The sequence below is a fragment of the Trinickia dabaoshanensis genome (assembly GCF_002879885.1).
In the GTDB taxonomy this organism is placed as follows: domain Bacteria; phylum Pseudomonadota; class Gammaproteobacteria; order Burkholderiales; family Burkholderiaceae; genus Trinickia; species Trinickia dabaoshanensis.
On record NZ_PNYA01000036.1, the window covers coordinates 1 to 20156 of the forward strand.

Consider the following 20156-nt stretch of genomic DNA (forward strand, 5'->3'; position numbering starts at 1 on the left):
CTACAGCGGCTCATTGCCGAGTTCGCGGGCTTGCTCGCCCAAATCGCACCGCACCGTACCCACAGCGCTACCGCCCAAAAAACAAACCCCATGCTCCGAAAAACATGGGGTTCGTCAGCAGTCTGAGCCGGCTTTATGCCGGCTTTTTTCATGCTCGCCGCCCGTCGGCTATGTCGGTGCGATAACGACGCCCGCGACTCATCAGCCAATCGAGCCCGAGGCAATAACTTCCACAATCCTCCGATTAAACGCCTTTCGAGGCGCCATAAACGCCCTACGCACCGCCTTGCAAACATCGTGCGGGCTCGTGCCAGGCGGCACTTCGCATGCGAGCGCTTGAAACGCGTTTTTTGTTTCAATATCGCCGCAATGGCCTTTTCCGGCCTCGTTTTTATTCCGTCGCCGTTTGTTTGAATCGAGCTTTTTAGATGGCTTTGTCAATTGACAGCGAAAAAATGCGCGACGAAATTACTCAGCATAACTAGATGGATCAGGGAGACGGACGGCACGCTCGAGGCCGTCCCAAGCGAGCGCGGACGGACAACCGCCGACGCTCGATCGCGCACCGCGCATCGGCTCGAGCGCCGTGCGCCGGCTCGCCGTCAAGCTCATCCCCGACCCGCTATGCCCGTTCGCCCCCCATCAGGTGCGAGGCGAGTAAGCATCGCAGCGACGCATATCGAGCACACGGCAAACGCAACACGGCGAAAGGAGGTGCCTCGGATCGATTAGGAGGACGAACTAAACGAAGCGGCAGCCGACAGGGAGCCGGCCGCCCGATAACGATAAAGCCAATGGAGGAACGTCATGACCCGGAACGCCCTTTTTATGCTGGCGCTCGTCGCGCCTTTCTTGTCCGCCTGCGGCGGCGGCGGTGGCGGCGGTAGCGGCCCCGGTGGCGCGGCCGGCACGTCGGCCGCGGCGGCCGATCGGCTGTGTCCCGCCTCGCTCGATTACGGTACCGTCTTCACGGGCGGCGGCGGCGACGGCGAACTCGTCAAAATGCAGATCGACACGACGAAGATGACGTGGCAGGTGACCTACGTCGAATCGGCCATCCCGGCGACCACCGGCACCGTGACACCCTCGCGCGCGGGCACGACGCAAAGCGGCACACTCGCACCCGAAACGCTGCTGCCGACTCAAAAACAGAACGAATGCGCGTTTTACCTGCAAGGCGCGAGTCTCGATCCGAACAAGCCCGCCCGCATCTTCGTCGGCGAGGGCGTGCTCGGCGGCACCATTCCCGGCAAGGAGATCCAATACAACGGGATCGTCGGCTTCGGCGCCGTCGCCGATAACAAGTTTCCGTACTTCCCGTTCATCGGCTTTTCCTCGCTCGAGACGAATCTCGCCAATGTCGCCGGAAGCTACAACCAGATCGGCTATCACATCATCCCTTCGCAAAACTACGCGACGGTGCCCGTCGATGCCACCCTCACCATCCATGCCGACGGAACGTGGAGCGAAACGGATAACGTCGGTGTGAACGCGGGCAAGACCCAGCAAGCGGGCACCAACTGGGTCCAGTCGAGCGACGGCAGCGGCGCGTTCGAATCGGACTCGTTCCGAAGCCAGGCCAAACCGACGAACGCCGTTACGCCGGCGGGCAAGGGATTCATGATCGTCGGCAAGCTGCGCAATCAATTGGTGCCGATCCTGATTCGCACCGGTTATGCGAACCCATCGACGTTCCAAGCCGACGACGAATCGGGCATTTCGATTCTCGGGCCGCAAACGCCGATCGCCGTCGACACGCAAAACGGCCAGTACATCGGCGTGGATAGTCAGTTCGCCTACCGGGCGACGGCGCTCGAAGGGACCGAAGCGACGATGCTCGACCCGTATCAGCCGTCGAACGCCTCGCTCGCGACGCCGCTGGATCTGAGCTTCGCGAACCTCGTACCGGGCGTGGTGACCTCGGCGGTGCACGGCGCGTCGTCGACCGCGGCCACCGGCAAGCTCGTCTTCACGGGCGGCGTGTTCGGCTATCTCTACAACGAGAATTCGTCGCCCTACTTCACGATCAACGCGTTCGTCCAATAACGCGCGAGTTTTCGCATCGACCGTCGCGTGTCGCCTCGTCCCGCCAGGCGAGGCATCGCGCGCGGCCGCACAAAAAAAGGCAGACAGGGAGGAAACATGGATAAGCACATTCGCGCCGCCGCGTGCGCGGCATCGCTCTGCGCGTTCGCGGGCAGCGCCTGCGCGCAGCATGCGGGCGATAACGTCGTCTCACTCGGCTGGTTTCACATCATGCCGCAGGACTCGAGCACGCCGATGACGACGTACGTCACGCCTCAGCCGATCGACACGCCGCTGCGGCTGCCGAGTTCGTTCACCTCGCAAGGCACGGGACTATCGACGACGAGCGCGGACACGCTCGGCCTCGTCATCAGTCACTTCGTGACCGACCACATCGCGCTCACGACCGTTGCCGGAGTGCCGCCGACGTTCAAGCTCAAGGGCCGCGGCTCGATCGTGCCGCCGGGCCCGGCCGGCGCGCTCGGCACCGAAAACCTCGACGATCCGGCCAACGAGCCGATCGTCAAAAGCGTGCGCCAGTGGAGCCCGGCGATGATGATCCAGTATTACTTCAATGCGCCGACGTCGAAATTCCGGCCGTTCGTCGGCGTGGGCGTGTCGTACAACTTCTTCACCAACATCGAGCTCAATCCGAACTTCGTCACTTCGACGCAGAACAACCTCGGCTCGGTGCTCGCCGCCGGCGCCGCGAGGCCCGGTGTGACGAGCGTCTCGGCGAAGGCGTCGCCGTCGTGGGCGCCGGTGTTCAATGCGGGCGCATCGTACGACTTCACGGATCATTGGGGCGTGAGCGCCTCGCTCACCTACATTCCGCTCAAGACGCGATCGACGGTGTACGTGCGGGCCGCCGACGGCACGCTGCTCGGGACCACGCAGGCGCAACTGACGGCCGACCCGCTCATCACTTACGTGGCGGTGTCGTATAAGTTTTAAGTCGATGCGAGGCGCGATCGATTGACAAAGCCGAGGCTTCACCTCTCCCGGCGCGCCGCGGCATAGGGGGTTGCATCGGCGAAGGACAACGAGATGCGGGTCGCCAGCACCGCATCTCATTTCTAAGCTCGACATCGATGACAGGCGGTGCACGATAAGCCCACCTCGTGAGACCAAGATGGGGCGGGACTGCCAGCCCCTTTTGGCCGAGCAGCCCATTGCACGCGCCAGGCGAAGAGCGCTTGCGTCGGTAGGCGTCTATAGAATACTCGCGCACAGTAAACCACGCGCTCGATGCCCGCCTTTGAGATATCCCTTTGCGAGACCCCGGCCGAGTTCGGCCAGAGATTCGGCCCGTTGAACTATCGTGGGGAACCCTGGGATCTGAGCCACCTCGATCCTTTTGCCTTTCGATGCGATCTGGGTTTCGGCCGAGAGCACACGGTACTCGTCCTCTTTTCATGCCACTGCTTCACCCGCAGCTTTGCGTGGGACGTCCGCCCACGCCACCACATCGCGAACGACGAAATATTCAGCGACGGCCGAGAGGAAAGGGTCCTTTGCCCTGATCGGTATGAGCTCTCGCGGCGATTGTTGGGAGAGCTCGTCATAGGCCTGCCCGTCAGGCGGATCACTATTGCGGACGAGCGTCGCGCCAACTTCCTGACCGTCGAAACAACGACAGGCTCGGGCGAGCATGCTGTCTATGCGGTGTTTTTTATGGTCGAAAAGGACAAATCACGGAAACATCGGCTACTGCTCCGCGTGCAATCGGCTTATACACTCAGCCACGGATTAACCAAGCGGCAGAAGGCGGCGAAGAAGGCTTCGTTGCGGAGCATACTGCGAGCGACAGTCGAGGGCCGTACGATTCGGGCCTAACCCAGAATGACCAACGGCTGCCTCTCGGCAGCCGTCGCATGCGGGATTCTCTATCCGCCTCTAGGCGAAATTCCCACTCCAGGTGGGACCCGGTTTCCCGGGCGGCGCTACGCTTTTTGCACCCGCTCGTACGTAGTTTTCGCAACAAAGTATAGGGGACGCGGGCAGGGACGGTCAAGGCGGCGACCCATGACGCGGATGTCCTAAAAAAAAGCCCGCCTAACCGGCGGGCTGAATCCATATCAGAGGAGACATGGAGGAGACACTTTCACTCTAGCAAACCGTTTGATGCGTTGCAACAGAGCCTGTTGACGCCCCGCTCGCGCGTTGCTCGCACGCAACACAAGACGCCGAAAAACATCCTGTCATACCAGCGTCAATGACAGCAAGAAGCCCAACTGATCGACACCCACGGGCTTCACCAAGTGGACGTCGAAGCCGGCCGCCAGCGCCATGTCGCGGTACTGCGGCTGCCCCCAACCCGTGAGCGCAATCAGCAACAATGCGGATTGCCCCGCCAGCTCCCGCATATGCCGTGCCGCGGACAAGCCGTCGAGCATCGGCGCCCCGATGTCGATCAAGGCGGCCTCGGGCATCAAAGCGCGCGCCAACTCGAGCGCCTCCTCGACGCCCCGTGCCGCCACGGCTTCGTAGCCCAGGCTCTCGACCAAATTGACCAACATCCGGCGAGCCGTATCGTCGGGGTCCGCAACGAGCACCCTTTTCCCGTGCCGGGCGGCTGCAGCCGGCTCGTATGCGCCGCACCCGGCAAGTTGCCGATCGAGATGGCTCGTTTCGCCGCCTTGTTCCGTTTCGTTCGCGACCGCTCCTTGCGCGCCGTACCCATCGGATTTCATTGCTTCATCCTCATTGCACAGTGCCTATCGACCCCATCGGGTACGAACCCCGTTCGGGCTATCTATGATGTTTCGCGTTGACACGGATATCGTCACGTCCATTCAAACGAGCGTTTGGAGAACAACTTCAGCACTCGGTTAAAAATAAGGGTTTGCGCTGACATAAGCAAAAATTTTTTCGACCACGCGGCAACGAGCCGCGTCGTTCGTCCGATTCAAACGCGTTCGAACGGCTGAATCACCGTGCCGCCCTTCTCCCAAGCGGCGCTCGTTCCCTCATTGAAACGCCGCCCCCTTTCTCTCATTCAGGCGCCGGCCGCCTGCGCGGCCTATTGCCCTCGTCCGAACGGCACCGCCCAGGCCTAAAGTTCGGCGCCGCGCATCCGTTCAATGCACTAGTTACGGTTTCGATCGCGCGCTGCGAACGTGCCGGACAGCCCCGCCCCCGATGCCGAGCGCACCCGGGGGCACGCAACAAGCGGCGTCGTACCGCCGTGCAGGTGCATCTTGAACGAAGGAAACGCAGTGAAATCGCATTCATATCCGGGCGCAATCGCTGTCGCGCTCGCCGCGGCCAGCTTCATCGCCGCACCCGGCGCCCAGGCCACCCTCGGCCAGCGCGTCGAAAGCGTCGCCACCGATGCCACGCGTCTTACCGCCGTAGCCCACGCAAGCATCGTGCAAGGCCCCTACACCGTCCACACCATCGCACTGCCCTCGGGCACGGTCGTACGCGAATACGCAGGAGCGGACGGCATCGTCTTCGGCGTCGCCTGGGAAGGCCCGACGCTTCCCGATCTGAAAACCACGCTCGGCACAGCGTTCGATCGCTTCGCCGGCGCCAGCCCCACCCGCGGCGGCAGTCCGCTCGCGGTATCGGCCGACGACCTCGTCGTCTATTCCGGCGGGCATCTGCGTGCGTTCTCGGGACGCGCCTACTTGCCTCATGCGCTGCCCGCCGGTGTCGATGCCGGCGTCGTTCGCTAAGGAGTACGAACGATGCTCCGACTCCACACTTCGAAGCTCGCCGCGCTGGCGATCGCCTTGTTTGCCGCTTGCTTGCTCGCCGCCTGCGGCGGCGGTGGCGGCGGCTCGAATTCGGCCTCCGGTTCGATCACCAATACGTCGGCCACGCCGACCACCTCGCCCCCGGCTACCGCTCAAGCGGCCAACGTCGCGGCGATCACCGTCGATCGCGGCGTGGCCGGCGTGCCCAACATGCCGTTCGTGACCGTCACCGTCTGCGCGCCGGGCACGACGAACTGCCAATCGATCGACCACGTACTCGTCGATACCGGCTCGTGGGGCTTGCGCTTGTTTGCCTCGCAGATACCGGCGTCGATCGCGCTGCCGCAACAAACGAACGGCAACGGCGGTGCGCTCGCGGAATGCATGCAATTTTTCGATGGCTATACCTGGGGCTCGGTGCGCACCGCCGACATTCAAATCGGCGGGGAGCGCGCGTCGTCGCTGCCGATCCAGGTCATCGATCCGAACTATGCCGCCGTGCCGGGGACGTGCGCCAACGTCGGCGCCCCGCGCAATACGCCGAGCGCGCTCGCCGCCAACGGCATTCTGGGCATCGGCGTGTTCAAGCACGACTGCGGGGCCGCGTGCGCGAACCAAGCGATCGCCGGCACTTATTACACTTGCTCCGGCACGAACTGCACACCGAGCGCCGTCGCCGAATCGTTGCAGGTCGCCAACCCCGTGCCTTATTTCGGCGCCGACGGCAACGGTGTCGTCGTCAGCCTGCCGGCAGTCCCGAGCGGCAGTGCAGCGAGTGTCAGCGGACAATTGATTTTCGGCATCGGTACGCGAAGCAACAACGCGCTCGCATCGGCCCAAGTCATCGGCGTCGATCCCAACCGCGGCGTCTTCACGACGACGCAAAACGGCACGACCTACACGAGCGGTTTCATCGACAGCGGCTCGACGGGACTGTTCTTCGCGACTACGCTCATGTCGGCATGCGCCAGCCCGGATCAGGCCTACTACTGCCCGAGCAGCACCGAGCAATTGAGCGCCGTCAACACCGGAACGAACGGCACGACGAGCAACGTCACGTTCGACGTGGGCAATGCCGCGCAGATTTGGCAAGCCTCCGGCGGCGCGCCGGTGATGCCGTTGTTCGCCGGGCCGGCTTTCGTCGGCTCGAGCGATTTCGACTGGGGGTTGCCGTTCTTCTACGGCCGCAACGTCTACACGGCAATCGAACAACAGGCGACTCCGGCCGGAACAGGGCCGTACTTCGCGTATTGATCGAGCCGCGGCGATCGGCTCGCAGACCGATTCTCCGAACGAATCGGCGTACGCAAAAAAGGGGGCGACGCATCGGCTGCGTCGCCCCCTTTTTCATTTGCCCCGCCGATATCGGCGCTTAGTGCCGCACGAGCGCCATCATTGCGCCGAAGCCGACGAATACGCCACCCGTCAATCGATTGAATGCGCGCGCGACACGTCCGGTCTTCAACGTCGCCCCGATCCGAGCCCCGCCGATCGCGTAGACGAGGTACCAGCTCACCTCGATTACCGCGAAGGTCACGACGAGGATGCCGAATTGCGGCAGCGTCGCCTTGGTCGCATCGATGAACTGGGGCAGCAGCGCAGCGGCGAACAAGATCGCTTTGGGGTTGCTGCTCGCGACGAGAAAGCCGTTGCGGTAAAGCGCGGCAAGCGAGCGCGCCGGCTTCGCGGACGCAGCGGCCGGTGCCTGCGCCCCGGTGCTCGCCTCATCCTCGACCTTCGCGCGCCACGATTTCACGCCGAGGTAGATCAGGTAGGCGGCGCCGATGAACCGCAACGCGTCGAACATCGTCGGCCAAGCCTTCAGGAATACGCCCAGCCCCGCGGCGGAAATCGACAGCATCAACACGAGCGCCGACAAACAGCCGGCCATCGTTGCCGTCGCCCGGCGAATCGTATGCTGCGCGCTCGCCGTCATGACGACGAGCATATTCGGACCGGGAATCGCGCAGATGACGAAAACGGTAGCGACGAACAGCCACCACGTATGCAGACTCATGACACGAAGCCTCTGGGTAAAGAAGAGAATCGCCGATTATGCCTTCGATCGCCGGCTCACGTATGCCGGTGGCATTCCCGGCCACGCTACGAAGGCTCGTATTCGCATCGCGATGGACCGCGCGGGCGACGCACCGGTGGGCGACGCACCGGCATCAGCGCCCCGCGCGTCGCGCCGCCACTTCGCCGAGCACCGCGAAGTCCTTCTCGCCCTCGCCGCGCGCCATGACTTCGACGAGGTTGTCGCGCACGAGGCTCGCGAGCGGCATCGGCGTCGATGCCGCTTCCGCCGCCGCCATCGCCAAGCGCACATCCTTCAGACCGAGCCGCGCTTTGAACAGCGCGGGTTCGTAGCGCCGTTCGGCGATGAGCTTGCCGTAGCCCGAATAAACGGGGCCAGGGAAGGCGCTCGATGTGATGACGTCGAGATAGTCGGTCATCGCAACGCCGTAACCGGCCAAGAGCGATGCCGCCTCGCCCAGCGTTTCGATGGCCGAGGCGAGCGTGAAATTGGCCGCCAGTTTGATGACGTTCGCCTGCTGCGCAAGCGAGCCGATCCGGCAAGTCTTCTGCCCGATGACGTCGAAGATCGGCTGCACGCGGTCGATGGCTTCGGCGGGACCCGCTGCCATGATCGTAAGCTTGCCGGCCGCCGCGACGTCAGGCCGGCCCATGACGGGCGCGGCGACGTAATGAATGCCGCGCGCCGCGTGATCGCGCGCGAGCGTCTCGGCCAACGCCACCGAGATCGTCGCCATGTTGACGTGAACCAGATCGCGCGGGGCCGAGGCGAGCAGCGCGCCGTCGATGACCTCGCTCAGCGCGGCATCGTCGGCGAGCATCGAAAACACGGCATCGCCGGCGAACGCGTCCGCGGGCTCGTCGACGACGGTCGCCCCGAGCGCCGCGAGCGGTTGCGCGCGCGAGCGCGTGCGATTCCATACGCGCACCCCATGCCCCGCCTTCAGCATGTTTTCGACGATGGCGTGGCCCATGTTGCCTAGACCGATAAAGCCGATATCCATTGCTCGCTCCTTCGCTCAAAGACCGAAAGTAGAGCACGATTGAACGGAACGTGCCCGCCGGCCCGCGCGCGCCGGCGCCGACAGTGCCATACTCGTGCCATGCCGACCGTCACCGCCACGTTCCGGTTTTACGAAGAGCTGAACGATTTTCTCGCCCGGCCGCTGCGCGCTCGCGCCTTTAGCTGCGCCTGCGCGCAATGCGCGACGACCAAACATATGATCGAAGCGCTCGGCGTGCCGCATACGGAAGTGGAGCTTATCGTCGTCAACGGCGAATCGGTCGGCTTCGACCGCGTCCTGCAAGACGGCGATCGCGTGGCCGTCTATCCGAAGTTCGAAGCGCTGGACATCTCGCCGCTGCTGCGCGTGCGCGAGAGACCGCTGCGCACGGTGCGTTTCGTCGCCGACGCCCACTTGGGCGGCCTCGCGCAACTGCTGCGGCTGGCCGGTTTCGACACGCTGTACGACAACCATTTCGCCGACGACGAGATCGAGGCGCTCGCCACGGAGCAAGCGCGCGTCGTCCTCACGCGCGATCGCGAGTTGCTCAAGCGCCGCACGATCACGCACGGCTGTTACGTCAGGGCGCTCAAACCGCAAGCGCAATTACGCGAGATCGTCGATCGGCTGGATCTAGCCGGCAGCGTTCATCCGTTTCGGCTCTGCCTGTCGTGCAACGCGCCGCTGCGGCGCATCGACAAGACCCAGGCGCTCGGCCGGGCCCCCGAAGGCGTACTCGAGCGCCATTCGCAGTTCGTCACGTGCGATGTTTGCCGGCGTGTCTTCTGGGAAGGCTCGCATTGGCGCCGCATGCGCACGCTGATCGACTCGCTCGTGCCGGAACCGCGCCAAGCGCTTAGAACGTCACCACCGTCCTGATGCCGCCCACGGCTTCGTTGCCGATGCGCGCGCCGCTCGCGCCCGGATTCGGCACGCCGCCGCCCGGGCGGAAAAAGTACTGGAAATCGGCCTGGACGAGCCACCATGGCGCGACTTGGTACTGATAGGTCGCCTCCACCACCGTTTCGGCCGTCCTCACCGGGTAGCCCGGCGTCGGCCCGGCCGCCGAATCGCGATCGAACGCGCTGGCGTGCGAGCCCACGCCGGCATAACCGAGCGCGAGGCCGACGCTATCGTTGTCGCGGCCCGCGAACGGCGCTTTCAACACGACACCGGCATTTGCGCTGAAGTCCACGGCATTGCGGTCGCCGGGCGCGCCCATCACACGGGCGAACACGCCGACCGAGCGAGCCGAATCGGGGCTCGCGCGCCATACCATCTGATCGGCCACCGCGTACACGCTGAAATCGCCGTGCCGCATACGGGGTTGGCCATTCGAAGCCGGATCGGCAAGCGAGAGGCCGTCCGAGCCGTCGCGCTGATCGGCGAAACGCGCGCTGTCGTACCAAAAGCCAAGCTTGTACGTGCCAGGCAGCGTGCCGTAGGCGGGCGGCGCGCCGGCCGCGGGTGCTTGGCCGATCGTGTACTGCAACTCGCCGATAAAGAGCGCGCCGTCGTGCAGGTTGAATCGCGTGCCGCTGCCGTTCAGTCGCTGCGGATCGCCGATGCCGGGGGCCGGATTGCCGTCGAAGATGCCGCCGAGCACGGTCACGGCGTCGTTCACCTTATAGCGCGCGCGAACGCCCAAGGACGACAGCGGATAAGCCGGACCGCCCGCGGGCAAATCGGCGGCGGGCAACACGGGCCAACCGAAGGTCGCGTTCAGAAAGACGCTCGCGTATTGGCTGACGATGAATTCCTGGTCGAGGCTCTGCTGGCCAACCTTGACGTCCCACGCATCGCCGAACGACTGCTGGTACCAAAGCTCCCATAGGCGCGTGCCCGCCTCAGCCTCGACACCGCTCGCGCTTTGCAGCGTCGAAAGATGCGAGGCCGTGATCCCTCGCCCGTGAATTTGCAAGGCATCGACGAAGAATTGCCCGCCCTTGAGACCTAACGCTTTATCCGTATCGACGCTCACGCCCATTTGCGTCGCGCCATCGTAGGCGAGGCCGCGCCGCGTGCCGCCGGAGAAGTTGCCGAAGAACTCGCTCGTCTCCTGCAAGGTCAGCGTGACACCATGGTCGCCAAGCCATGGGCGCAAGCCGCCCATGCCGCCGAACAGCGCCGGACGATCCCACAGCCCAGCCGGCGTGGCAACGGCCGGCGCGGCAACGGCCGGCGCGGCATCGGCCGGCGCCGCTTTGGCAGAACCGCTCGCTTCGTCGACAGGAGCCGTTTGCGCGTGCGCTCGTGAACAGGCGCCGCCGGCTATTGCAAGCGTGACGAGCGCCGCCGCCGCAAAAGGCGCGAGGCGTGCGCGTGGGACGGAACCGATCGCAATGGCGGACCGGCTACCGATGGCGACCGAGCCTCGCATCACGCTCATCGCATGCGGTGGCCGCGCATCGGCCCGCGCGTCCAGGTATTCGCGCGAAACGCGCAAGAAACGTTCGACGTACATCAATCAATGCTCCCCATTCGTCCGGATGCTTACCGGACGATCAGCATGGACGATCCATCGGCAAAGCCCAAGCCAGGGCGGCCGAAGATCGTGACGATAGGAGCGTGCTACAGACGGAGCGTCATCGAGACGGTCCGATTGAAAGCGCGCTGACCCGGCAATGCGGGTCAGCGGCGCGGGAGACCCCGGCGTGGCTAACGCGCGATTGCGAATGCGTGGCCGGCACGGGCCGGCAAACGAGATCGACTACAAGAGCCTGCGTCCACGAGGGACTCTCCTCAGAACTGAAACAGGCCGGATTCTATGCGCACCTATTTTCGCGATGCAAGCGCAATCCGATTCGCGCCCCGGCTCGACGCGCGATCGAAGCGGTCGGCGTCCAACAAGATCGTGCCGATGATGCACGCCGGTTGTTGCGCGCATCTGACACGTCGTTCGACGGCGCCGAGGCGGCGCGTCAAGCGATGCGCGCGCAATCGCACGGACCGGCTCACATTTTTTTAGCTGGATCAAAATCGCCGGTTGACGCCCGCGGGACGCGACAACTAAAATTTCAACAATTCCACAAATGGGGCATATGCCTTGGACAGTTGCAGTAGTCGACCTTCGAACAGTGTTTCCGCCTGATCGGCACGACGTCCGCTGAATTCCCTTTAGCCGCCGTCCAGCCAACAGGCAGACGGTGCGCATCGCAGTCCTTCCTCAAGCTTTCTCGCGCATCGATTTCGAATGGCCACCGCGCCGTTCGGTTGCCGCTTTGCGTCCGTTCGCACAGCGCGTCGCCGGCGGCTCGTTGCCGCGCGCGGCTTTCGCTCGCGGTGTCTTACCGAAGCAGCGGCAGCGCGCATGTTTAAAGCCATGCGCGCACCGTGCCGATGAACACGTTCGTACGCAGCTTGCGTTCGGACCTTGCGAGAAAGGAGCCCTCGATGACCGACCCCGACCCTAGTCGATCTACGACACGGCTTGCGCCTATGCCGCACGCCGCCCGCACCGCCTGAACCGCGGCCGCATGCGTTCCTTCCCGTCCGACCCGCTCATCGCGGCGCAGGCGAGCAGAAACCGAAACGGCCTCACGATCAGGCCGCCTCGATCCGGTTTCAACGATGCAAAAAAAGGAAGGAATTCGCCATGCACTTCGCCCTTCTCGTCTCGCAACTGCCGCATCTGAACGATGCGCGCGGCCACTACCCCGACCTGCTTGCGCCGGCCACGCGCCCGCGCGGCGCAATGCGCTGGCTTGCCCGTTTGCGCGCGCTGCCGATCTTCACACGCGCACGCTGAAACAGCGCCTCGAGAGCGCCGGGCCGTCCGGCCGATTGCCGGCGGCCTGAGCCGAACGACGACTACAAGATAAAAGCATCGCTAAGGAATAACGACTCATGTCCACGCCAGCCAACGTCTCGTCCGCACGCAGCGCCGTGCTCGACGACGCCCACATCGGCGATATCAAAGGGGCTTTCGGCACGATCGCCCATCACGACACGGCACCTCGCCGCAACTGGTCCGCGCGCCTGCGCACGCTGCTCGCCATTCTCGGCCCGGGGCTCATCGTCATGGTCGGCGACAACGACGCCGGCGCCTTCGGCACCTACACGCAAGCCGGGCAAAACTACGGCACGACGCTGCTGTGGACGCTCGCCCTCTTGATTCCGGTGCTCTACGTGAACCAAGAGATGGTGCTGCGCTTGGGCGCGGTGACCGGAGTCGGCCATGCTCGGCTCATCTTCCAGCGCTTCGGCAAGTTCTGGGGCGCGTTCAGCGTCATCGACCTGTTCTTGCTCAACGCGCTGACGATCGTCACCGAATTCATCGGCATCACGTTCGCCCTCGACTTTCTGGGCGTATCGAAGGTGCTCGGCGTATGCATCGCGGCCGTGCTGACCATGGCCGCGGTCAGCACGGGCGACTTCCGGCGCTTCGAGCGCTTCGCCATCGTGCTGTGTCTCTTGAGCCTGCTGCTCGTGCCGGTGCTCGTCTCGGTGCACCCGCCGGTCGCGGTCATCGCCCGCGATTTCGCCGTGCCTAGCTGGCCGGCGCATTCGAAACTCTCCGACGTCATGCTGCTCGTCATCGGTATCGTCGGCACGACGGTCGCGCCGTGGCAGTTGTTCTTCCAGCAGAGCTACGTCATCGATAAGCGCATCACGCCGCGCTTCATGAAGTACGAAAAAATCGATCTGTGGCTGGGCATCGGTTTCGTCATCGTCGGCGCCGTGGCCATGATGGCGTTCACCGCCGCGCTCTTTCACGGCCGCCCCGAGTTCGGCCAGTTCACCGATGCGCGCGCCGTGATCACGGGTTTGCACCGCTATGTCGGCGAAACGTCGGCCACGATCTTCGCCGTCGCCCTGCTCGATGCCTCGATCATCGGCGCCGCCGCCGTCTCGCTGTCGACGGCCTATGCGATCGGCGACGTGTTCGGCATTCGTCATTCGCTGCACCGGAGCGTGCTCGACGCCAAAGGCTTTTACCTCGTTTATTTCGGGATCGTGGCGCTCGCCGCGGCCCTCGTGCTGATGCCGGGCAGCCCGCTCGGCCTGCTGACCGAGGCCGTGCAGACGCTTGCAGGCGTCTTGCTGCCGAGCGCCACGGTGTTCTTGCTGCTGCTGTGCAACGACAAGGCCGTGCTCGGCCCGTGGGTCAACTCCAAGCGGCTGAACCTGTTCACAGGCGCGGTCATCGCCGTACTCGTCGTGCTCTCGATCATCCTGACGGCCGCGACGGTGTTTCCCGACATTTCCGGCGCGGCCATCATCGAGATTCTCGTCGGCGGCATCGGATTTTTCGCGCTCGCGTATCTCGGCACGCAACTCGTGCGGCGCCGCGAGGGGGCTGCCTCGGCGGACGATGTGCGGGCCGGGGCCGGACGTGCGCTGCGCGATACCTGGCGCATGCCGCCACTGGATGAATTGCCGCCGCCCAAGCTCACGTTCGCGACGCGCCTGTGGATGGGTGCGCTGCGCGGCTACCTCGTGATCGCGGTGGGGCTCGTGATCGTCAAAGTCGTACAGCTCGCAATGCATTGAGCCGCAGGGGCGGCGTCGATTTCGCCGCCTTCATGGTCATCCGCGGTCATCCGCGGTGATCCACGGTCACGCGCTTCGCGCTTCCTCCTTCGCGTCATAGCATCCGCGCGCGGCCGCGCCGTTCAGCCGCGCACGTTCGAGCAACGCCTGCTGGGCGGCCTTCACGTTTTCCGGCTTGCCCCGCCACGCGGCAAGCGGCGGCTCCTGAAGCGCGCGCCCGTAAGAAAAACTGAGCGGCCATGGGCGCCGCCCGGTCCGATTGATCGCGTTGAGGTGAGCGCTCGCTTCTTGCGGTGTTTGCCCACCCGACAAGAAGTAGATCCCGGCCACCGCCGGCGGCACGGTTCTCCCGAGGATCGACACCGTGCGCGCGGCGACTTCCTCGACACCCGCTTGCCGCGCGTACGTCTTGCCGGGTAGCACCATGCTGGGCTTGAACAGCATATGCTCGAGCACGACCGCATGCCGGTGCAACGCATGAAAAACCTCGTGCAAAACCAACTCGGTCACTTGCGCGCAGCGGTCGATCGAATGGCCGCCGTCCATCAACACCTCCGGTTCGACGATCGGGACGATGCCCGCCTCCTGGCAGATGGCGGCGTACCGCGCGAGCGATTCGGCGTTCGCCTGCACCGCAAGCCGGCTCGGCAGCGTCTCGGACACGTTGTACACCGCGCGCCACTTTGCGAACCGCGCTCCCTGCGCCTTGTACTTCTCGAGGCGCGCGGCAAGGCCGTCGAGCCCTTGCGTGATTTCATCGCCGCTCGCATGCGCGAGCGCGATCTTGCCCGTATCCACCTTGATCCCCGGCACGATGCCTTGGCGCGCGGCCAAGCTCGGCAGGGGCTCGCCGTCGTCGGCATGCTGCCCCAGCGTTTCCTCGTACAGAATGACGCCGCTCACGTATTGGCCGAGTCCGGGCGTGGACAGCAGCAGCGTGCGCCAAGCGCGGCGGTTTTCCTCGGTGGATTCGACGTCGATCGTCTTGAACCGCTTGGCGATCGTGCCGCCGCTTTCGTCGGCGGCAAGCAGGCCCTTGCCATCCTGAACGATGGCGTCGATGGTGGATTGCAATGCGTTCTCGGTTTGCATCGTCTGGCTCCTCAGGCAAAAGGCTGCGCGCGAGTCGCGCTCGCGCCCGCAACGCTCGAGTTCAGTGTGCGCGGCAGCGCGCCGCGGCGCCAGCCGCCGATGTGCGTTCGACCGCGTAGGACGTCAGGCCGGGCGAGCAATCGGCATGCCGCACCTCGCCAGCGCGGCTCGGGCGCCGGGCGGCAGGCCGGTCAGGCATCGCTCGAGGTGCGGCCGATTCGTGCGCAAGCCTGCAAAAAGTGTTCGATTTGTTCCGCGTTGGCTTCAATGCCGCCGCCTTGCACTCGCCGCTGCAACTGTGCGCAGGCCACGCGCGCGCGCCGAGCCCCGACCACGGCGAGTGCGCCGTGCAAACGATGGAGCCGCTCGAGTAAAGCATGGGCGTCGCGCACGGCCGTCGCGGCGCGCAGCACGCGTTCGTCTTCGGCCCAACCGGCGGCGAACGCCTCTTGGAGCGAGCGTCGAGCGGCGCCGCTGCCAAGCCCCCCGCTCCGGCGCAACGGCGCGCCGCCGATATGCTCGCGCAGCAAGCCGCTCAATTGCCCCATCGAATACGGCTTTCGCAATACGGCGGCGAACCCGCACGGCGGCTCGGCCGCGATCGAGCCGCCGTCCGCCGGCTCGCGCCACGCCGTGCCCGCGATGACCGGCATACGCAAACCGCGCTCGCGCATGGCGGCAAGCAGGGCCTGCCCGCCCATCTGCGGCATGCGAAGGTCGGTGATGACGAGGTGGTATCGACGAGTCAGCGCGCAATCGAGCGCATGCACGCCGTCACATGCCGTATCGACGCGGCCGCAACCGAGCGCGTCCAGTTGGTCGGCAAGGATGAAACGCGCGAGCGCGTCGTCGTCGACGACGAGAATGCGTGCGGCGGCAAGCGCGCGGGTTTCGGTCGGATCTTGAATCTCGAGCATGAGCGGGCCTCCGTTGCGTGCGACGCGCCGTGCACCGGCACGCGCGCCGCGAAAGACCGGCGAAGGTAACGCTCGATGGCCTTCGTTACGGCAAGACCCGAAAAAAGAGGACCACGGACCGGCCGCCGAACGACGCGGGCCGATCCGCGGGCCGAACCGGAACTATCTGAGCGAGCGCTCGCGCGCGCGCCAATTCGGCAACTGCCGGAATACGTTGAAGGCGACCAGGTTGCCCAACACGACCAGCGCCAAGCCCACGCCGGCCGGCACGGACCACCGATACCCCTCGAAGACGGTCGATACCGCAAGCGCCACGAACGGGAACAAGACGGTGCAGTAGGCCGCGCGCTCGGGACCGATACGGCCTACGAGCAGCAGGTAGGTCGTGAAGCCGATCACGGAGCCGGGCACGGCCAGGTAAAGCAGCGCGCCCAAGTAGCGCGGGGTCCATTCGGGCTGGAACGAGAAACCCGCCGCGAGGCTGCCCACCGTCAGCACGCTGGCGCCGATCAGCATCGCCCAGCCGTTCGTGACGGTAGGATGCAGCCCCATCGATTGCATGCGGCTAGAGAGCAGATTGCCGACGGAAAAACACATCGTGCCGACTAGCGTGATGCCGAGCCCGAGCCACATGGTGCGGTCGCCGGCGTGCTCCGCCACTTGCGGCGCGAACAAGCACAAGATCCCGACGAGGCCGAGCACGGCACCGACGATCGCGCTCGGCTGCAGCGCGCGCCCCATGAAAATCCGCCCGTTGAGCGCATTGAACAGCGGCGCGGTGGAGAAAACGACGGCCACGAGCCCGCTCGGCACGATCTGCTCGGCGTAATAAAAACACAGGAAGTTGCAGCAAAAGAGGGCGAGACCTTGCCCGGCGAGCAGCGGCCAGGCGGCGCGCGGCGGGCGCATCGGGCGGCGCGTGAGCCGCACCAACGCGAGCATGACGATCGAGGCGAGGATGAAACGAAACGCGATCGACACGGGCGGCGCGACCACGCCCGTCTGCCATTTGATGGCGATCCAGGTGGTACCCCAAATGAGCACGGTGGTGAGATAGAGCAGCAGATTCATGAGGACACTCGAACGACGTTGAGCGAGCCGGCTCGGCCCGCCTTGTTCATCCACTATGCAACCGCGACCCACCCTTTGCGTTGTCTAACTTTGCGGTTTTATTCGGGCACGCCAGGCGTGCTCGCCCCACTTTCTCTATACTCGACCCGTCATGACCCGATCCGCATCGCCGCTGTGAACGCGAGCCCTTTCGTCCCTGCCGCCACCGACGCTTCCCGCGCCGACCCGCCGCCGTTCGGCATGCATTCGGTGGGGGTGACGCTCGCCAATGCCAATGCGACGCTCGAACGTTTCGCCTGGCTCGGCGACCGTCTGGCCGCCGCCGTTTGGCGGCGCGACATCGTCGAGGACGAAACGGCCTACGATAAGCCGGGCCATCACACGCTCTCGTGCTACTTGGACGGTGGCTATCGCACGGAGCGGCAAAAGCTGCCCGGTCAGTACGGCGCGCCCCAGCGGTTGTGCGCCCTACCGGGCGATCACGAATCGCGCTGGTGGGTGCGTGGCCACATGCACTTCTTGCACCTGTATTTCCTGCCGGAGCACTTCACCCGCCGCGCCGTGCACGAACTCGATCGCGAACCGCGCGAACTCACGCTCGCCGACCGCACGTATTTCGAGGACGCCCACATGGCCGCGCTGTGCCGCGCGCTCGCGGCGCTGCCGTGGGAGGGGCCCGACGATCGCTTGCGCGCGAACGAAGCGGCGCACGAGATTCTGAGCCTGCTGCTGCGCAGCCAGGCCGCGCGGCGCGAGGACGCCGCCTTGAAGGGCGGTTTGGCGCCGGCCGTGCGCCGGCGGCTGCGCGACTACATCGATGAACGCTTGGCCGATAAAGTCACGCTGGGCGATCTCTCCGATCTCGCCTGCCTCTCGGAATTTCACCTTTCGCGGATGTTCCGCGCCTCGTTCGGCATGCCGCCTCATGCATGGATCGCCGAAAGGCGCGTCGAACTCGCGCGCGCGTTGCTGCGCACGACGAGGCTACCGCTCGACGAAATCGCCGCTCGCACCGGCTACGCCGATGCGAGCCATTTCGGTCACCGCTTCCGCGCAACCGTCGGGGCGTCGCCGCTCGCTTACCGCCGCGCGCTGACCCGCGCTTGATCGGCCCGCGCCAAGTACGTGCGCAACGCATCGATAACGGCTGCGACCTTCGCCGACGGCTGACGCGACGAAGGAAACACCGCCTGAATGGCGGCCGGCTCGGCGGCCCATTGGGGAAGCAGCCGCACCAAGCGCCCCGCCGCCAAGTCCTCGCCGATCGAAAAATCCGTCATCAATCCGTACCCCGCGCCCGCCAATGTGGCGGCACGGCCGGCGCTCGCCGTGTTGGCGATGAATGCGCGCCGGCAGCGCACTGTCTCCCGCCGTCCGTCCTCATGGCGCAACGACAGCGTGTCGGGGTGCGCGAGCGTCGATAGCCCGACGAACGGCCACTCGCCGAGCTCGCTCGGCGAGCGCGGCGCTTGCCGCCCATCGAGGAACGCGGGGCTCGCGACGAGCCATCGCATGTACTGCCCGAGCCGCGCGGATCGATAGCTCGAGTCTTTCAAGTTGCCCAAGCGCACGGCAACGTCGATGCGCTCGGCGACGAGGTCCACATACCCTTCGCCGCAAATCAGCTCGACGCCGAGTTCCGGATGCGCACGACGCAACGCCGCGAGCGCGGGTGCGACGACCAGTTCGCCGTAATCGACAGGCGACGCCACGCGGACCACGCCGCGCAACCGTCCGGAGCTTGCGGAGATCGACTCGAGCGCGTCAGTTGCAGTGCGCACGCACTCGCGGCTCGCCTCGTACAGTGTGCGGCCCGCCTCCGTCAAACTCGAGCGGCGCGTCGTGCGCACGATCAGCGTGACACCCACTTCGGCCTCGAGCCGCTGAATGTGCGCACTGACCATCGTTTTGGCGAGGCCGAGCCGCTCGGCGGCCGCACTGAGCGACCCCGCCTCCACGACGGCGGCGAACACCACGAGCCGGTTCAAGTTCACGTCGCGCAGATCGGCCATGTTCGATTGTTCATTCTTGGTGGACTGTAATTGCACGATTATCCACCTTATGGCGCCAATCGTCCGGCGATAGACTTGGGTTCCACGGTGGCGGGATGGTCATTGCCGTTCACGCCGATCCAAAGCCCACGCTATAAGGAACGAGTCATGCCGCTTTCCCGCCCGGACCAACCGATTCGACTTCACGCGATGCGCCTGTCCGGCCACGCGCACCGCGCCGCGCTGTTTCTGAGCCTGCTCGGCCTGCCGTTCGAAACGATCGAGGTGAATCTTGCGGCCGGCGAGCAAAGGCACCCGGCATTCTTGGCGCTGAGCCCGTTCGGCCAGGTACCCGTGATCGAAGACGGCGAGACGGTCGTCTATGATTCGACGGCTATCCTCGTTTATCTGGCCAAGCGCTACGGCGACCCGTCGTGGCTGCCGGAAGACCCGCTCGGCGCGGCGCGCGTGCAGCAGTGGCTGTCGATGGCCTCCGGCCCGATCGCCTACGGCCCATGCGCCGCCCGCCTCGTGAAAGTGTTCGGCGCCCAGCGCGACCATGACGCGGCCGTCGCCATTTCGACGCGGCTCTTCGAAGTCATCGAACCCGAACTGGCCAAGACGCCGTTCGCCGCCGGCGCGCATCCAACCATCGCCGATATCGCCGCCTATACCTACATCGCCCACGCGCCGGAGGGCGGAATCTCGCTCGCGCCGTATCCGAACATTCGCGCTTGGCTCGCGCGCATCGAAGCGCTGCCCGGTTTCGTCGCCATGCCCGCGTCCGCCATCCACGCGACGACGGCTTAACGCTTTTGCCCAAGG

The 20156-nt window shown here is 65.3% G+C and carries 18 protein-coding genes; 10 read left to right on the plus strand and 8 right to left on the minus strand.

All coding sequences use genetic code 11. The annotated features are described in order from the left end of the window. The first annotated feature begins 807 nt into the window (after nt 1-807). The 3 genes from C0Z18_RS28695 to C0Z18_RS28705 all read left to right on the plus strand — a co-directional run bounded on the left by C0Z18_RS28695 (nt 808) and on the right by C0Z18_RS28705 (nt 3861). Nucleotides 808-2046 (plus strand): DUF2957 domain-containing protein, encoded by a 1239-nt coding sequence (locus C0Z18_RS28695; protein ID WP_102648834.1) that lies wholly within the window; start codon nt 808-810, stop codon nt 2044-2046. A 96-nt stretch (nt 2047-2142) separates the two neighbouring features. Then, on the plus strand, nt 2143-2979 hold the full coding sequence (locus C0Z18_RS28700; RefSeq protein ID WP_102648835.1) for an OmpW/AlkL family protein: 837 nt from the start codon (nt 2143-2145) through the stop codon (nt 2977-2979). A gap of 294 nt (nt 2980-3273) precedes the next feature. Continuing rightward, the gene (locus C0Z18_RS28705; RefSeq protein WP_102648836.1) at nt 3274-3861 is read left to right on the plus strand and encodes a hypothetical protein; all 588 of its coding nucleotides are present in this window, start codon (nt 3274-3276) and stop codon (nt 3859-3861) included. A gap of 365 nt (nt 3862-4226) precedes the next feature. Here C0Z18_RS28705 and C0Z18_RS28710 read toward each other — a convergent pair whose 3' ends face one another. Then, on the minus strand, nt 4227-4718 hold the full coding sequence (locus C0Z18_RS28710) for a response regulator (RefSeq protein ID WP_102648837.1): 492 nt from the start codon (nt 4716-4718) through the stop codon (nt 4227-4229). Between the two features lie 525 nt (nt 4719-5243). Here C0Z18_RS28710 and C0Z18_RS28715 point away from each other — a divergent pair. Together C0Z18_RS28715 and C0Z18_RS28720 are read left to right on the plus strand one after the other, a co-directional pair. Continuing rightward, on the plus strand, nt 5244-5705 hold the full coding sequence (locus tag C0Z18_RS28715; RefSeq protein ID WP_408647147.1) for a DUF2844 domain-containing protein: 462 nt from the start codon (nt 5244-5246) through the stop codon (nt 5703-5705). Nucleotides 5706-5717: 12 nt separating this feature from the next. After that, nucleotides 5718-6980 carry a DUF3443 domain-containing protein gene (locus C0Z18_RS28720; protein WP_102648838.1) on the plus strand — a complete coding sequence of 421 codons (1263 nt, stop codon included), beginning with the start codon at nt 5718-5720 and terminating at the stop codon, nt 6978-6980. A gap of 118 nt (nt 6981-7098) precedes the next feature. Here the strand turns inward: C0Z18_RS28720 and C0Z18_RS28725 are convergent, their stop codons facing one another. Both C0Z18_RS28725 and C0Z18_RS28730 read right to left on the minus strand, forming a co-directional pair. After that, entirely contained in the window at nt 7099-7743 is a 645-nt protein-coding gene (locus tag C0Z18_RS28725; RefSeq protein ID WP_102648839.1) for a LysE family translocator, read from the minus strand. Nucleotides 7744-7897: 154 nt separating this feature from the next. Further along, on the minus strand, nt 7898-8767 hold the full coding sequence (locus tag C0Z18_RS28730; RefSeq protein WP_102648840.1) for an NAD(P)-dependent oxidoreductase: 870 nt from the start codon (nt 8765-8767) through the stop codon (nt 7898-7900). Between the two features lie 99 nt (nt 8768-8866). Here C0Z18_RS28730 and C0Z18_RS28735 point away from each other — a divergent pair, with 99 nt between their 5' ends. Next, complete coding sequence (locus tag C0Z18_RS28735) at nt 8867-9646, plus strand: Mut7-C RNAse domain-containing protein (RefSeq protein ID WP_102648841.1); 780 nt, start codon at nt 8867-8869, stop codon at nt 9644-9646. Here the strand turns inward: C0Z18_RS28735 and C0Z18_RS28740 are convergent. Then, nucleotides 9624-11147: a carbohydrate porin gene (locus tag C0Z18_RS28740; protein WP_102648880.1), complete on the minus strand. Its 1524-nt coding sequence runs from the start codon at nt 11145-11147 to the stop codon at nt 9624-9626. The genes C0Z18_RS28735 and C0Z18_RS28740 overlap by 23 nt on opposite strands. Nucleotides 11148-12362: 1215 nt before the next feature. On the opposite strand from C0Z18_RS28740, the gene C0Z18_RS33320 reads away from it, so the two are divergent. Together C0Z18_RS33320 and C0Z18_RS28745 are read left to right on the plus strand one after the other, a co-directional pair. Further along, nucleotides 12363-12515, plus strand: coding sequence for a hypothetical protein (locus tag C0Z18_RS33320; protein ID WP_199189570.1), 153 nt, complete (start codon nt 12363-12365; stop codon nt 12513-12515). A gap of 98 nt (nt 12516-12613) precedes the next feature. Continuing rightward, complete coding sequence (locus C0Z18_RS28745; protein WP_102648842.1) at nt 12614-14260, plus strand: Nramp family divalent metal transporter; 1647 nt, start codon at nt 12614-12616, stop codon at nt 14258-14260. 66 nt (nt 14261-14326) lie between these two features. On the opposite strand, the gene C0Z18_RS28750 is transcribed toward C0Z18_RS28745, so the two are convergent. From C0Z18_RS28750 to C0Z18_RS28760, 3 genes are all read right to left on the minus strand, one after another. Continuing rightward, a complete protein-coding gene (locus C0Z18_RS28750; protein ID WP_102648843.1) occupies nt 14327-15352 on the minus strand; it encodes a class I fructose-bisphosphate aldolase in 1026 nt (341 codons plus the stop codon). Between the two features lie 191 nt (nt 15353-15543). Beyond that, nucleotides 15544-16269 carry an Hpt domain-containing response regulator gene (locus C0Z18_RS28755; RefSeq protein WP_102648844.1) on the minus strand — a complete coding sequence of 242 codons (726 nt, stop codon included), beginning with the start codon at nt 16267-16269 and terminating at the stop codon, nt 15544-15546. A gap of 162 nt (nt 16270-16431) precedes the next feature. After that, on the minus strand, nt 16432-17340 hold the full coding sequence (locus C0Z18_RS28760; protein WP_102648845.1) for a DMT family transporter: 909 nt from the start codon (nt 17338-17340) through the stop codon (nt 16432-16434). Nucleotides 17341-17580: 240 nt separating this feature from the next. Here C0Z18_RS28760 and C0Z18_RS28765 point away from each other — a divergent pair, with 240 nt between their 5' ends. Next, nucleotides 17581-18447: a helix-turn-helix domain-containing protein gene (locus tag C0Z18_RS28765; RefSeq protein WP_102648881.1), complete on the plus strand. Its 867-nt coding sequence runs from the start codon at nt 17581-17583 to the stop codon at nt 18445-18447. Here C0Z18_RS28765 and C0Z18_RS28770 read toward each other — a convergent pair. Further along, the gene (locus tag C0Z18_RS28770) at nt 18420-19352 is read right to left on the minus strand and encodes a LysR family transcriptional regulator (protein WP_102648846.1); all 933 of its coding nucleotides are present in this window, start codon (nt 19350-19352) and stop codon (nt 18420-18422) included. The two genes, C0Z18_RS28765 and C0Z18_RS28770, sit on opposite strands and share 28 nt — an antisense overlap. 147 nt (nt 19353-19499) lie before the next feature. On the opposite strand from C0Z18_RS28770, the gene C0Z18_RS28775 reads away from it, so the two are divergent. Beyond that, on the plus strand, nt 19500-20141 hold the full coding sequence (locus C0Z18_RS28775) for a glutathione S-transferase family protein (RefSeq protein ID WP_102648847.1): 642 nt from the start codon (nt 19500-19502) through the stop codon (nt 20139-20141). Nucleotides 20142-20156: the final 15 nt, after the last annotated feature.

Bases quoted from the DNA above. Each gene is read 5' to 3' on its own strand.
- C0Z18_RS33320 (WP_199189570.1), top strand. From the start codon at position 12,363: ATGCACTTCGCCCTTCTCGTCTCGCAACTGCCGCATCTGAACGATGCG.
- C0Z18_RS28770 (WP_102648846.1), bottom strand. From the start codon at position 19,352: ATGGCCGATCTGCGCGACGTGAACTTGAACCGGCTCGTGGTGTTCGCC.
- C0Z18_RS28745 (WP_102648842.1), top strand. From the start codon at position 12,614: ATGTCCACGCCAGCCAACGTCTCGTCCGCACGCAGCGCCGTGCTCGAC.
- C0Z18_RS28755 (WP_102648844.1), bottom strand. From the start codon at position 16,269: ATGCTCGAGATTCAAGATCCGACCGAAACCCGCGCGCTTGCCGCCGCA.
- C0Z18_RS28765 (WP_102648881.1), top strand. From the start codon at position 17,581: ATGCATTCGGTGGGGGTGACGCTCGCCAATGCCAATGCGACGCTCGAA.
- C0Z18_RS28730 (WP_102648840.1), bottom strand. From the start codon at position 8,767: ATGGATATCGGCTTTATCGGTCTAGGCAACATGGGCCACGCCATCGTC.
- C0Z18_RS28700 (WP_102648835.1), top strand. From the start codon at position 2,143: ATGGATAAGCACATTCGCGCCGCCGCGTGCGCGGCATCGCTCTGCGCG.
- C0Z18_RS28760 (WP_102648845.1), bottom strand. From the start codon at position 17,340: ATGAATCTGCTGCTCTATCTCACCACCGTGCTCATTTGGGGTACCACC.
- C0Z18_RS28710 (WP_102648837.1), bottom strand. From the start codon at position 4,718: ATGAAATCCGATGGGTACGGCGCGCAAGGAGCGGTCGCGAACGAAACG.
- C0Z18_RS28725 (WP_102648839.1), bottom strand. From the start codon at position 7,743: ATGAGTCTGCATACGTGGTGGCTGTTCGTCGCTACCGTTTTCGTCATC.
- C0Z18_RS28750 (WP_102648843.1), bottom strand. From the start codon at position 15,352: ATGCAAACCGAGAACGCATTGCAATCCACCATCGACGCCATCGTTCAG.
- C0Z18_RS28705 (WP_102648836.1), top strand. From the start codon at position 3,274: ATGCCCGCCTTTGAGATATCCCTTTGCGAGACCCCGGCCGAGTTCGGC.
- C0Z18_RS28695 (WP_102648834.1), top strand. From the start codon at position 808: ATGACCCGGAACGCCCTTTTTATGCTGGCGCTCGTCGCGCCTTTCTTG.
- C0Z18_RS28775 (WP_102648847.1), top strand. From the start codon at position 19,500: ATGCCGCTTTCCCGCCCGGACCAACCGATTCGACTTCACGCGATGCGC.
- C0Z18_RS28735 (WP_102648841.1), top strand. From the start codon at position 8,867: ATGCCGACCGTCACCGCCACGTTCCGGTTTTACGAAGAGCTGAACGAT.
- C0Z18_RS28740 (WP_102648880.1), bottom strand. From the start codon at position 11,147: ATGCGAGGCTCGGTCGCCATCGGTAGCCGGTCCGCCATTGCGATCGGT.
- C0Z18_RS28720 (WP_102648838.1), top strand. From the start codon at position 5,718: ATGCTCCGACTCCACACTTCGAAGCTCGCCGCGCTGGCGATCGCCTTG.